Source organism: Nostoc sp. DedSLP03, from assembly GCF_034530815.1.
Taxonomy (GTDB): Bacteria; Cyanobacteriota; Cyanobacteriia; order Cyanobacteriales; family Nostocaceae; genus Nostoc.
The window spans coordinates 1-13,455 of record NZ_JAVRCK010000014.1; the positions used below are offsets into that span (position 1 = coordinate 1).

The following is a 13,455-nucleotide window of genomic DNA, read 5'->3' on the forward strand; positions in this document are numbered from 1 at the left end:
CTTTCATCTTCTTACTTCTCCCGCCTTTTTTCCTAATTCACATTAGGCGTAATTCGTAATTCGTCAGATTAAATCTGGCTAATGACCAAATTAGCAACCTAAATAATTACACAATTTAGAAATCACCATCTTTATATTAATTTTTGTGAAATAACGTGTAAGTTATTCTTATGTCCTTTGTTATTCACAAATGACAAATGACCAATGACAAATGACTATTAGGTAATATTGCATGGCACGAAAACTACGTCGCCTTCCTAAAATACTCACCAAACTGTATGAAGACGAGTTCCATCACCAACCAGGGACTATACCTGGAACTATTTTTATTGATGCAGATGCTCCATCGCCAATAATTTTTTTGATTGACTATAACCAAACCAATTTCATCCGCGAACAAATAGAAACTCCAGAGGAGTGTGTCTCTTATCTGGAATCGGAATCGGTTTCTTGGGTAGATGTACAAGGTTTAGGTAGTCAAGATATATTACAACGATTGGGTAAGGTTTTTAAGTTACATCCTCTAGTTTTAGAAGATGTAGTCAATGTACCGGAGCGTCCGAAAACAGAGGATTATGAAGAGCAATTACTTTTCATTGCCCGGATGGTAGTACCAAAGGAAAGAACATGTGGTTTTTATAGCGAACAAGTGAGTTTGATATTAGGAAAAAATTATCTGCTGACAGTGCAAGAGGAACCAGAACATGATTGCTTTGAAGCGGTGCGATCGCGAATTGAAAAAAACAAAGGTATCATCCGTAAACAGGGAGCAGATTATTTAGCTTATGCTCTATTAGATGCAATTATTGATGGCTTTTTCCCAGTGCTGGAACTTTATGGCGAGCGAATCGAAGAGTTAGAGGAGGAAGTAATAGTTAAACCTACTCCCCAAACACTGCAAAATATTTATCAAATTAGACGAGAATTACTGCAACTACGTCGTGCTATCTGGCCCCAACGGGATGCAATTAATTCCTTAATTCGAGATGCTCCCGATTTAATTTGTGAAGAAGTGCGAATCTATCTGCGAGATTGTTATGACCATACAGTGCAAGTGATGGATATGGTAGAAACTTACCGAGAACTATCATCTGGATTAATGGACGTGTACCTTTCGGCAGTGAGTAATAAAATGAATGAAATCATGAAGGTACTAACGATAGTTTCAACAATTTTTATTCCCTTGACTTTTGTGGCCGGAATATATGGTATGAATTTCAATACAGAGAAATCACCATATAATATGCCTGAATTGAATTGGTATTGGGGCTATCCACTTTGCTGGGCATTGATGTTAGCGATCGCATTTAGTTTGCTATTATTTTTTTGGCGAAGAGGCTGGCTACAAAATTCTGTAGTAATCAAGCGCAATTAAAAATTGTAGATTAGCGATGAGTCAAATATATATTCATTAGCACCGGGAGTTAAGATTTTTGAGTTATGAGGAGTAGCGACCAGAATTTAGTAGTTTTGACGATTTATATTATCGGTGTCTCTTATGTTTTCAATCGCATGATTGAATCCATCGATGATCAAGTTAAATTTGAGTTTAAAAAAGGAACTGTTGACGAACAACTCAAAGAACAAAATCTCGACGATAAAATTGGAATTTCTTTTAAACTCAAATCCTCATACCCAATTGACGATTTGAAAGATTTAGGAATTAGCATTGAAAATAAATCAGATAATGTTGCCGTATACGTTGACTGGGATAACAGTTCTTTAGTTGTTGAACATAGTAAGCAATCGCGCCGCGTAATTCGGAAATCACCAGACTTAACCCGCGACTTAGCAGTACCCCAAAGTCCGAGCCTGATTGCTCCCAAGAAAACACTTTCGGAAACAGTGACAGCAGAAGATGTTTTCCAGCGCGATCAAGTAGCTGGAACCTATTTAGCAAAAAAACCATTAATTGATATTAATGGGCTACAAAAAGGGCAAAAAAAGTTATATAACGACTTTATTAACAGAAAAAAAGAGTTGGATTTTTCTCTGCAATTAGTGCTGAGGATATCTGAAGTGCGTCTAGGTCTAGCTCCAGGTCGTGATTTTCCTCCTATTAGCATTATCAATTGTCCTTTCACAGTCAGGAAACTACCTTGGACTTACGCTCTACCTTGGAATAAAAAAAAGTAATAACCTGTCAACCCCTTGTGTTAACCGGGTACACTGGATTTAAGGAGAGAGTAGGCGCAGGCGGTTGCAGATCGGTCATAGTTACTGGTTTGAGGAAAGTCCGGACTCCCGAAAGACCAAACTTGCTGGATAACGTCCAGTGCGAGCGATCGTGAGGATAGTGCCACAGAAAGATACCGCCAAAACAATTCAAAATTCAAAATTCAAAATTCAAAATTAAAGATTTTGAACCAAGAATTTTGAATTAAATTTGGTAAGGGTGCAAAGGTGCGGTAAGAGCGCACCAGCAGCATCGAGAGGTGCTGGCTCGGTAAACCCCGGTTGGGAGCAAGGCGATAGGAACTACGGTTGGTCTTTTACCAGTTCCGCTCAATGAGAGCCGCTTGAGGCGTTTGGTAACAAACGTCCCAGATAGATAACTGCCCTCGCAAGAGAACAGAACCCGGCTTATGTCCTGCTCTCTCCCTTTTAATGGAGTATGAACCTTTCACGGTTTATACTCTATTATTTTTTGTACGGGTTTTGTGCGTAAGCGTACCCTTCGGGATCTTGCTACGCGTAGCGTCTCGTAGAGAAGCTCGTCGTAGACATCGCTAATTCATCATCTAAAGCATTTAAAGCATTCCCAATATCTCTAATGCTGTATCCAAATGCCATTTAACTCGATAGAGTCCAAACAGTTTCTCTTGACTTACCATGCTGGGTACTCTATTTTCTTCCCTCCATCGTCACCTTGAGCAATGCTGACTGCTCTGGTGTTGGTGTTCCCATAGCTTCTAATATTGCTTCTAGCGCTTCTACTTGAGAAAGCATAGGAGGCTTAATCCTTTATTTTCTGACACTTGCTTGCAGGCTATAACAGGAAAAGTCAGGAGTGCATTAATGTAGGATGCCTTATCGGCAGGGTTTGCTATTGCTTGGATGCCGTACTGTATCAGACATAAATCGCGTAACGCTCTCAAGCTTTTAACTTCTAATTCTGTGCGTGTAAACATAAAATAGAGTTACCTCTTGTAATAGTGGGAATCGGTGGATGCATACCCTCAGAAAGTTTCATCCACCAATTAATGATTATTCAATACGCTTCCACATTAGTACAGCTTTATTAAGTAACGTAAAGTGTCTAAAGATAATCGCGGTAATCCAGATATTAAAAATTATGGTTTCAAAACTGACAGGGAAGAACCTCTGACTGAGAAGATGAACTTACGTATGACAAAATCCATGAAAGAGGAAGTGCAGCAACAAGATAACCCTCCTGAATTCTGTAGAGAAGCTATCCAAGAGAAGCTAGATAGAAATAAAAGGAAGTAAGTAGGTCAGCACGATAAAATCCGTGTATATTTAGTTAACATTTTCTACTGATATACACGTGGAGAATAAATTTATTTGTATTTCTCTACAATGTTTAAAAATAAAGGTAATCCAGATAACTTAAAGTCATTCACCACAGACAGAGAGCGACCACTAACTGAATATCTACATTTGCGTATCACCAAGGAAATGAAGGAAGAGGTCAAAGCTAAAGACGATCCTCCTGAATTTTGTCGTCAAGCTATCCAAGAGAAGCTAGATAGAGAGAAGTAGCGAAAAGTTGTTAGAGTAATAGTCCAAGAGATTTAGATATATAAGTATAGATAGCTAGTTACCTTCCCTTGCCTCCCCTGCCTCCTCTGCCTCCCCTGCCCCTCCGCCCCTCTGCCCCCTTCCCCTTATCATGCAATGCCCCTTGCCTATCCACGCCGTCAACGGCAACTTGAAAGTTTAGTCCAAAAATTTGGTTTGTCGCTAGAAGCACCTATAAAGTGGGAACTGCTTGATTTAGCGCTAACTCATCCCACTGTCTCTGATTCGGCAAATTATGAACAGTTAGAGTTTGTTGGCGATGCAGTAGTGCGGCTGGTGTCGGCTGTTGTGTTATGGGAAAATTATCCCGATTGTTCAGTAGGGGATTTTGCGGCAATTCGTTCGGTATTGGTGAGCGATCGCATCCTCGCCCAATTGGCCAGAGTTTATGGTTTGGAGTTATACTTACTAGTCGCTGGCAGTGCTACCGCCGATAAAGTTGGTCTAGAGTCACGACTGGCAGATGCTTTTGAAGCAGTTTTGGGTGCGCTTTACTTAAGTACTCAAAATCTGGAATTGATTCGCTCTTGGCTAGATCCCCACTTCCACCAACTAGCCACAGAGATTCGCCTCGATCCCGCCAGACTTAATTACAAAGCTGCTCTCCAAGAATGGACTCAGGCGCAATTTAAAGTTTTACCAGAGTATCGGGTTGTGGAAATCACTCAACCGCATCGCAATCAAGAACGTTTCCTGGCTGAAGTGTGGCTGCACGGAAACAAACTAGGAGTTGGTAAGGGGCGATCGATCAAAACTGCCGAACAAGCCGCAGCTAAAGTAGCTTTTTTAGCAATACCTAAACCGCAAATACCCTGAGCTAAAAAGAAGGGTGATTAGTCGATAATCAGTTGATTGTCAGTGGTAATTTGTCCCTCGTCCTTTGTATACAAATAACTAATGACAAATGACAAATGACAAATGACTAATAACTAATGACAAATCAAATTAATATTGCTGTTATCGGAGTTGGGCGTTGGGGAGTGCATCTGCTGCGAAATTTTTTAGCACATCCTCAAGTAAATGTAGTTGCTGTAGTAGACCCCCATCCAGAACGATTAGCGGCAGTAAAGCAGCAATTTAATTTAGATGAAAATGTATTATTAATAACCCAGTGGCAGGATTTAAAGACAGTGCCAGGGTTGACAGGAGTGGCGATCGCTACTCCTGCTACCACCCACTATGCTTTAATTAAAGACGCTCTCCAACAGGGATACCATGTTTTGGCTGAAAAGCCCCTAACTCTTGATCCCGCAGAATGCCGAGAACTTTGCCAGTTGGCAGAGCAGCATCATTTAATACTCATGGTTGACCATATTTATTTATTTCACCCAGCAGTTGAGCAAGGAAAAACTGTAGTACAGGCGGGTAAATTAGGTGATTTACGCTATGGTTACGCGACGCGCACCCATTTGGGGCCTGTTCGCCAAGATGTTGATGCACTGTGGGATTTAGCTATTCACGATATTGCTATTTTTAACGCTTGGCTGGGTCAGATTCCCGTGCAAGTACAAGCAACGGGTACAGTGTGGCTACAGGGAGCAGGGGAGCAGGGGAGCGGGGGAGCAGAGGAGCAGAGGAGCAGTGGAGCAGAGGTGGGTTCATATACAGATTCTGTGCCTCAAGGTTTGGCTGATTTAGTATGGCTGACACTCACATACCCAGATGGCTTTCAAGCTTATATTCACTTGTGTTGGCTGAATTCTGATAAACAGAGACGGCTGGGGATTGTGGGTAGTCTTGGCAGCTTGATTTTTGATGAAATGTCAATATCATCACCTTTAACCCTGCTACATGGTGAGTTTGAACAGCAGGGGAATCAATTTATTCCTGTTAATCAAAGGCAGATAGTGCTGGAATTAGAGCCAGGAGAACCATTGGGGCGGGTTTGCTCCTCCTTTGTTGTCTCAATTCTTAACAATACTCCCTCAGAGATTTCGTCTGGGTGGGTAGGCACTGAGTTAGTAGAAATTCTTGCTGCTCTAACATTATCTCTTGAGCAAGGCGGTAAACCTGTTTTTTTGAGCGATCGCATCGTCAAGGAGCAAAAGTCTCAGAAGTAGTGATGAATATGGACTTTTGAGTAAATTACTTCTTGAAAGTCCCATTTGCACAAACTCCTCCTTTTGGAAGACTTACCAAGATAGTTTGCAAGGGCGAAAGCCGAATCTCGCAAGTTTCATTTCCAAAGAGCAACTGAGACTTTGGAAGCTTTTCTTTGTCTAGCTCTACTTTTACAGATTTGTTGATCCCCAAAGAGGAACTTCCCCCAGACTCTTGTAGGCTGGGATAGCGGCTTGCTTTTACTGGCTCATTCCCAGAGGAGAACCCAAGATCCCCGACATTTGCTTCTTTATTTGGAACAGCTAACAGCGAGATATCAATCAAAGGTAAGGTAATTTTCAGTGTCGTACCTTGATGAAGTCCCGCACTCTCAAGAGTAATGCTACCTCCCATGAGTTCGATTAAGTTTCGTGAAATCGCTAGTCCCAGTCCAGTGCCTTCAAACTGGCGTGTTGTAGTGCCATTCACCATTACAAAGGGGCGAAATAAATTGTGCTGTTGAGTCGGATCGATACCTATACCTGTATCTTTCACAGCTACTACCACCTGAGATTTACCATTAATAGATTGGATTTCTGTTGCAATGGTGATGCTGCCGGTGTCGGTGAACTTGGTGGCGTTGCCGATAACATTAATCAGCACTTGCTTCAGTTTTCCCGCGTCTGCCTTAATTGGTATCGCTTTGGAAGTTAACTCACATTTCAATTGCAAGCCCTTTTGCTGGACATTAACTGATTGTAAATTAATTACCTCTAACAATAGTTGTCGGAGGTCAATTGGTGTGGAAACAACTGAAAGCTTACCTGCTTCGATTTTAGAAATGTCAAGTAAATCATTAATAATACCTAACAAGTGAATCGTTGTTTCATCGGCACGTTTAAGAAACTCCATTTCTTCTTCTCGGTCATCACATAAACCTTCTTCAACCAGGCGAATACAATTAATAATAATATTTAATGGGTTTCTCAATTCATGGGAAGTCGTAGCTAAAAACTGGCTTTTAATTTGGTTAGCACTTTTTGCTTCTTTCCAAGCTATTTCTAGTTCTTCCGATCCAGCTTTTAGCCGTTTTACCATTTGATCTAATGCTTGGGCTAGCTGATTAAATTCCCGAATTTGAAAATTGTGCGGGACTGGTTGGGCGGCATGGTGAGAGTGAATATTGAGAGCGTAGTCTCGTAATTCTTCTACAGGACGTGCCAAGTAAGGAGCTAAATATAGAGATGCTAACAAACTTGCGCCAATCAAACCAACTGTCAAAACGATCAGAATTAATTTGATTTCCTCTAAACCAAACAGCGCATTATCGACGCTAGTAACAGCTAAAACTATCCATTTTTGCTGCTGCTGTTGGGTGAGTGGATTTGGAATTGCTGTATAACCCGCGACTAATTCTTTTCCTTCGGTAAAAGAGAAATTTATCGAATCGTTTTTTCCCGTAATTGCATTTTTAATTATGCTTTTGATTTGGGAAGCATGAGGGTGCTGATTGATATTAGTTCCCACCCAATCTGTCAATGGGTGTGCCAAAATTGTGCCATCTTCAGCAATCACTACCATAGCGCCTGTGAGCGATCCCGGCGGATTTTTGGTTTGTTGGGATAATGCAGACTGAATACTTAAGCTGTAAATTGAATTTTTTCGGCTATCAAAGACTGGTGCAGATAAAACTAGTTGCAGTTGCTGATTTTGTGTGTTTCTTTTTCCAGTCATTCCTGCTTTTGGCGGTAAGATTGCTTTGACATCAATTCCCTCACTAGGGAAAGGTAATCTCAATTCGCCAATTTCTCGATCCCCACAGCTACTGGCAATTATTTTGTGGCTTTGGAGATTTGTTAATTGGATGCACTCAATACTAGCTGGAAGTTGTTGCCTTAACTGCGTGAGAATTTCTTGCTCTTGTATAGGCGAATCCGATGGAATAACCGTTGTTTTGCTTACACTCTGCAAATTAGCTTTTAAGATTGCGATCGCATCACCAATTCTCTCCCCTTTACTAATGGCGCTTTCTGTTAAATTTTGCCGTGCAGTTCTCAATATACTAGTACGTGCCTTATTCAAGGCAACAATTTCCCCTACTAATAAAACTGGAACAAACAGCAACAATATTCTCGTTACTAAAATTCGACGGAAGGAAGATTGGCGGGAATTAGTCATCAAGTGTCTCACTTTGCACCTGCAATCTACAACACCAAAGATATGCAATTAAACTAGCTAAATGAGACATTTTATTAAATTATCAGAATTTTATTTTCAATGTTTAAAAATAACAAATTGCTATAATTCAAAAAGAAACGTGGTATACCAAAACTCGTATATGCTAGATGTAGAAGCGGTTTGTGTTGCATATCAATACAGTGGTGAAATATAAAACAGTAGCTTGCAGGTATGGTTTAAAGAGAATCTACATACGACTAAAGTAAATATTAAAACTATCAAATCAATTTAATGTTGCAACATCGTCCTCATACTACAGTTGTTTTAGCAATGAGTGCAGATGGCAAGATAGCAGATTTTAAGCGATCGCCTGCTAGGTTTGGCTCAAAGGTTGATAAAGCGCACTTAGAAAAACAAATTGCTGCCTCTGATGCCGTTTTGTTCGGTGCTAGGACTCTGGATGCTTATGGAACAACACTTACTGTAACCGATCCAACTTTAGTGCAACTCCGGGCGCAAGGAGGGAAGCCTCAGCAACCAGTTCATATAGTGATTACAAACTCTGCAAACCTGAATCCGGAAATTCACTTTTTTAAGCAACCAGTTAGGCGCTGGCTACTCACCACAACAGCAGGAGAATTTTTGTGGAAAGAACGCTTACAGACGCTTCACTCAACTCTGGGAATCAAAGTACAGGAGTACCCTCCAGAATTTGAGAAAATTCTGGTTTTTGAAACACCAACGCGAGAAATTGACATTATCGCAGCTTTGAAGTATCTAGCCACTCTACATATAACACGCTTGGCGATCTTGGGTGGAGGTGAATTAGTCGCTTCTTTGCTGGAATTAGACTTAATTGATGAATTATGGCTAACTGTATGTCCGCTGATTTTAGGTGGTAATACTGCACCTACACCTGTTGAAGGGAAAGGATTTTTACCTGATTTGGCTCCCAAGTTACAACTCATAGAAGTTCATACAGTTGAGCAAGAAGTGTTTTTGCACTATCGCCTGCAACGACCAGCAGATTAGATTACGCTAAGTTAAGTTATTTATTGGAGATGGGGCATGGGGAAAAGGAAAGGGGTAAGGGGAAAAGGGGAAAGATTAAATTTATTCCTTTTCCCTTTAACCTTTAACCTTTTCCCCTGCCTCCCCTGCCCCCCCCCGCTCCCTACTCCCTACTCCTCTAAGATGGTGGAACAACTTAAGCCTCGCTATTCTGTCGTTTGGACGAACAAAATTACTGAAGTACCTCAAAATGCCTGGAATGCTTTGGCAATGCCACTCAAAACGCCATTTTTAGAATGGGAGTGGCTGAATAATCTCGAAACTTCCCAGAGTGTTACGGCTAAAACTGGTTGGTTGCCAAATCACTTGACATTGTGGCGAGATAAAACGCTGATTGCTGCTGCGCCACTTTATCTTAAAGGACATAGTTCTGGTGAATTTGTTTTCGATCATCAATGGGCAGAGTTAGCCGATCGCATCGGAGTCCAATATTACCCAAAATTGCTGGGAATGACACCATTTACCCCAGCAGAAGGTTATCGCTTCTTAATCGCCCCAGGAGAAGACGAGGATGAAATCACAGCGCTGATGGTGCATGAAATTGACACTTTTTGCTCCAAAAACCGGATTTCTGGGTGTCATTTTCTCTACGTCGATCCCCAATGGCGTCCGATGCTGGAACGGCATGGCTTTACAACTTGGCTACACCACAGCTATATCTGGGAAAATGCTGGCTTTAAAACTTTTGATGATTACTTGAAGGTGTTTAACGCTAATCAGCGCCGCAATATCAAGCGGGAACGCAAAGCTGTGGAAAAAGCAGGTTTACGATTGCAACCGTTGAGTGGGGATCAAATTCCTCAGTCTTTGTTTCCCTTGATGTACCAATTCTATGCTGACACCTGTGATAAGTTTGGCTGGTGGGGTAGCAAGTATCTCACGCGGAGATTTTTTGAGCAGCTACACACCGATTATCGCCATCGAGTCTTGTTTGTTGCCGCATATAGCGAAGAAGATGATTCTCATCCTTTAGGAATGTCTTTTTGTTTATTTAAAGATGACAAACTCTATGGACGCTATTGGGGGAGTTTTCAAGAAATAGATTGCTTACATTTTGATGCTTGCTATTATGCGCCGATTGAGTGGGCGATCGCTAACAATATCCAAATTTTTGATCCTGGCGCGGGTGGACGACATAAAAAACGCCGTGGTTTCCCCGCTATGCCCAATCACAGTCTACATCGCTTTTACAATAATCGTTTAGGACAAATTATTCGTCCCTATATTAAGGAAGTGAATCAACTCGAACAACAGCAGATTGAGGCAATTAATGCAGAGTTGCCATTTAGTGAGAAAAATGCTTGAGAAAAATGAACTACTTTCGTAACATCACTGCGTAAGTCCTAATAAGTTCAGGAAAATATTTATGGATCGCGTGAATCGTGATGAGTTGATTAGAAGATATGCTGCTGGGGAAAGAAACTTTTCTGGAGTCAAGTTGGACGGAGATTTATCGGGCATTGACCTGAGCAGCGCTGACTTTAGTGGAAATAAGATGGACGAGTTCTCTTTTGAACGTGCCATCTTGAAGCGTACCAGTTTCGTCAATGCCCGATTGGCTCAATCCTGTTTAGACCTTGCCGATTTGACCGAAGCCGATCTTAGAGGTGCTAGATTGTCTTACGCGAACCTTAGAGTTACTAACTTGACCAACGCTGACCTTAGAGGAGCGAGATTTCACGAAACTAGCTTCGATAGAGCTAATCTTACCGGGGCTAATTTGAGTGGAACTGATTTGCGGGGATGTATTCTGTGGGAAGCTAACTTGACTGGAGCCAATTTGGAAGGATCTCGTCTGCGTCGTATTACTTTTCGTAACACCATCATGCCAGATGGCACTATTCGGAATAGTTGAGTCTAATTCTCTGATTTGCTTTTAAGTAAAAGGAATCAAAAATATCTGAAAGATATCAATAAGACTAAGGAAGATAGGAATTACACTTGATATAGAGTGTAAAACCCTCAAGAAAGAAAATTTCTTTTTATAGTGCTTATGGATTTAATAATTGAAGATTTAACCGCAATTGATGATAAACTTTCCCAGCGTCATATTGACCTCGACCCCGGTGGATATTTCATTATTTACTTAGATCGAGACGCAGGGTTAATTTATGCCAAGCATTTTACAAATGTGATTGACGATCGCGGTTTAGCTGTCGATCCCGAAACGGGAAAGGTTATTCCAGCGCGAGAAAAGGTAGAACGAACTCATACAACAGTTTTTAGCGCCAGAACGGCGAAAGAACTTTGCGTGAAAATTTTTGAAGAAACTCAGCCCCCTCCTGTAACTCAATTAGATCATGCAGCTTATCTGGGTCGAGAATTTGTCCGGGCTGAGGTAGCTTTAGTTACAGGACAAGAGTATGTTCAAGATTAAAGTTAGGAGTGAGGAGTTAAGAGTTAGAAATTCATAACTCCTAACTCTTAATGCCATTACCCATTAGAAGAGGGCTGATTTATCTGATAAATATAGTAAGTTGCCATTGGGATAACGGTGGCAGCAATTAACAATCCTACTACCCAAGCAGTAGCATTACCTTGGTTGGTTTCTTCTGCTTTCTTGTAAGTGCCTCCAACCTGTACATTGTCAGTTACTTGAGGTGGCCCTGGATCGGTTTTGCCAGAGAGAACGGCGACAAGGCGATCGCTGGCATCGAGAAATGCCTGATTGTATTTGTCACCATTGCGTAACGGCACACTTACTGTTTCAGTCGCTACACTCTCGGCAATAGAGTCAGTAAGCATTGGCTTGACTCGATCCCCAGTAACAATGGCAGTACCATTGGTAACTGTATCAATAACCAATAAAGTTTGATTAGCTTGGGCTGCTTTTGTCGGAAACCATTTTTCAAACAGTTCTTTAGTAAAGCTTTCTGGTGTTTCACCGTAGTCGAGGCGGCGAACAGTAACAATTCTGACTTCTTTACCTGTTTGCTTTGCCAAATCCTTAAAAGCGCTGCTAATCTTACCTTCATTCAGACGGCTGATAACTTCACCTTGATCCAAAACCCAAGTGTCATTCCCTGCTGCCAGACTGGGTATTTGATACACACCTGTGGCTAAAGCAGGTGTAACAAATAGCGAGGCTGCGAAAATAACCGTCACCAAAGGTAGAATTAGCCGGATGAGGTGTTTTTGACTGTTAAAAACTTGTTTGAGGAGCTGTTTCATCGTGTGATCCCTAAGACAGACTGCACCAAAAATACTACAGAACCACTGCAAAAATCACCTCGTTCCCGATTTTCTTCAGTGTAAAATTTCTGATATTCCCAGCAAATATGTATATTGTACGGGATTTTTGATTACACAAACTTGTCCTGAAAGCGGTTGCAAGCATTAACCTGACGCTAAACCCCTTACTAGTCACAAGAAATACCGCCCATTTTGGGAATTAACCCAAATGCTGAGGGCGGAATTTGCAAACCATCTAGAAATCATATCGCATGATTCATATTTTGGTTCAACAACGCCATATTTTTTCATATCTGCAAGTAGCTTTTTCTGCCGTACTGATTAGACATCTGAGTAAAAAAGAATGTCAAGACGTTATACTGCTACGTCTCTACAACGGTTCTAGACAATGCATATTTAGTTTATAGAGATGTCTATGTGATGGTTTATATCTGCATTTTTCTGATATTTTAGCTAAACCAATATCATATATACATGACTATACTTTTAACTAACGACGATGGCATTGATGCCCCTGGTATCCAAGCGCTGCTCAAAGCTGTAAACGGCAAAAATTCTATTATCGCTGCTCCTGCCGATCATCAGTCTGGCTGTGGACATCAAGTTACTACTACTCGTGCTATCAACCTCCAGCGACGTTCTGAGACTGAGTATGCGATCGCAGGTACTCCCGCTGATTGCGTGAGAATTGCAATAACACAAATTACCGCCGATGTCAAATTTGTCCTTTCAGGCATCAACGCTGGGGGCAATTTGGGAGTCGATGCCTATATTTCTGGCACAGTTGCCGCCGTGCGCGAAGCTGCGATGCACGGTATTCCCGGAGTTGCCATTTCTCAGTATCGCAAAGCCAAGCTGAATTTTGATTGGGATCTGGCTGCCAAATTCACAGCTGAAGTTTTAGCGGATTTACTCAAGCGTCCCTTAGAGCCAGGAAGTTTCTGGAATGTGAATCTACCGCATCTGCAACCACAAGAATCACATCCGAATGTAGTGTTTTGCCAACCCTGTACCAAACCTTTACCCGTGAACTATCGAATCGAAGGCGATAATTTTTATTATGTAGGGGAATATAGCAAACGCGATCGCACTCCTGGCAGCGATGTAGATGTATGTTTTTCTGGTAATATCGCCGTCACCCAGTTAAGAGTTTAATATCAGCCATCAGTTAATAGTTAACTATTACCAACTTTTAGCGGGTATTGAGGAGAG

At 41.4% G+C, this 13,455-nt stretch carries 13 protein-coding genes and 1 other RNA gene; 12 read left to right on the plus strand and 2 right to left on the minus strand.

Translation table 11 applies throughout. From position 1 onward, the window contains the following. Positions 1-232: 232 nt before the first annotated feature. The 7 genes from corA (at position 233) to RM368_RS09090 (ending at position 5,822) form a co-directional block, all read left to right on the plus strand. Positions 233-1,375 carry a magnesium/cobalt transporter CorA gene (gene corA / locus RM368_RS09060; protein WP_322693777.1) on the plus strand — a complete coding sequence of 381 codons (1,143 nt, stop codon included), beginning with the start codon at positions 233-235 and terminating at the stop codon, positions 1,373-1,375. 65 nt (positions 1,376-1,440) lie between these two features. Then, positions 1,441-2,136: a hypothetical protein gene (locus RM368_RS09065; protein ID WP_322670351.1), complete on the plus strand. Its 696-nt coding sequence runs from the start codon at positions 1,441-1,443 to the stop codon at positions 2,134-2,136. Positions 2,137-2,182: 46 nt separating this feature from the next. Further along, positions 2,183-2,602: RNase P RNA component class A (rnpB, locus tag RM368_RS09070), an RNA gene on the plus strand. 653 nt (positions 2,603-3,255) lie between these two features. Continuing rightward, positions 3,256-3,450 carry a hypothetical protein gene (locus RM368_RS09075; protein WP_322693778.1) on the plus strand — a complete coding sequence of 65 codons (195 nt, stop codon included), beginning with the start codon at positions 3,256-3,258 and terminating at the stop codon, positions 3,448-3,450. Between the two features lie 90 nt (positions 3,451-3,540). Continuing rightward, positions 3,541-3,723 (plus strand): hypothetical protein, encoded by a 183-nt coding sequence (locus RM368_RS09080; protein WP_322693779.1) that lies wholly within the window; start codon positions 3,541-3,543, stop codon positions 3,721-3,723. Between the two features lie 135 nt (positions 3,724-3,858). Further along, on the plus strand, positions 3,859-4,578 hold the full coding sequence (rnc, locus tag RM368_RS09085) for a ribonuclease III (protein WP_322693780.1): 720 nt from the start codon (positions 3,859-3,861) through the stop codon (positions 4,576-4,578). A 116-nt stretch (positions 4,579-4,694) separates the two neighbouring features. Then, positions 4,695-5,822, plus strand: coding sequence for a Gfo/Idh/MocA family oxidoreductase (locus RM368_RS09090; RefSeq protein ID WP_322693781.1), 1,128 nt, complete (start codon positions 4,695-4,697; stop codon positions 5,820-5,822). A 25-nt stretch (positions 5,823-5,847) separates the two neighbouring features. On the opposite strand, the gene RM368_RS09095 is transcribed toward RM368_RS09090, so the two are convergent. Continuing rightward, positions 5,848-7,980, minus strand: a complete 2,133-nt coding sequence (locus RM368_RS09095; protein WP_322693782.1) for an ATP-binding protein — start codon at positions 7,978-7,980, stop codon at positions 5,848-5,850. A 291-nt stretch (positions 7,981-8,271) separates the two neighbouring features. Between RM368_RS09095 and RM368_RS09100 the strand changes: the two genes are divergently transcribed. From RM368_RS09100 to RM368_RS09115, 4 genes are all read left to right on the plus strand, one after another. Then, complete coding sequence (locus RM368_RS09100) at positions 8,272-9,012, plus strand: RibD family protein (RefSeq protein ID WP_322693783.1); 741 nt, start codon at positions 8,272-8,274, stop codon at positions 9,010-9,012. Positions 9,013-9,174: 162 nt separating this feature from the next. After that, positions 9,175-10,356 carry a GNAT family N-acetyltransferase gene (locus RM368_RS09105; RefSeq protein ID WP_322693784.1) on the plus strand — a complete coding sequence of 394 codons (1,182 nt, stop codon included), beginning with the start codon at positions 9,175-9,177 and terminating at the stop codon, positions 10,354-10,356. A 61-nt stretch (positions 10,357-10,417) separates the two neighbouring features. Next, positions 10,418-10,906, plus strand: a complete 489-nt coding sequence (locus RM368_RS09110; RefSeq protein ID WP_322693785.1) for a pentapeptide repeat-containing protein — start codon at positions 10,418-10,420, stop codon at positions 10,904-10,906. Positions 10,907-11,044: 138 nt separating this feature from the next. Then, positions 11,045-11,428 (plus strand): DUF4346 domain-containing protein, encoded by a 384-nt coding sequence (locus RM368_RS09115; RefSeq protein ID WP_322693786.1) that lies wholly within the window; start codon positions 11,045-11,047, stop codon positions 11,426-11,428. A 56-nt stretch (positions 11,429-11,484) separates the two neighbouring features. Here the strand turns inward: RM368_RS09115 and psb32 are convergent, their stop codons facing one another. Next, positions 11,485-12,222, minus strand: a complete 738-nt coding sequence (gene psb32 / locus RM368_RS09120) for a photosystem II repair protein Psb32 (RefSeq protein WP_322693787.1) — start codon at positions 12,220-12,222, stop codon at positions 11,485-11,487. Positions 12,223-12,717: 495 nt separating this feature from the next. Here psb32 and surE point away from each other — a divergent pair, with 495 nt between their 5' ends. Continuing rightward, positions 12,718-13,398, plus strand: coding sequence for a 5'/3'-nucleotidase SurE (gene surE / locus RM368_RS09125; protein ID WP_322693788.1), 681 nt, complete (start codon positions 12,718-12,720; stop codon positions 13,396-13,398). Positions 13,399-13,455 lie beyond the last annotated feature (57 nt).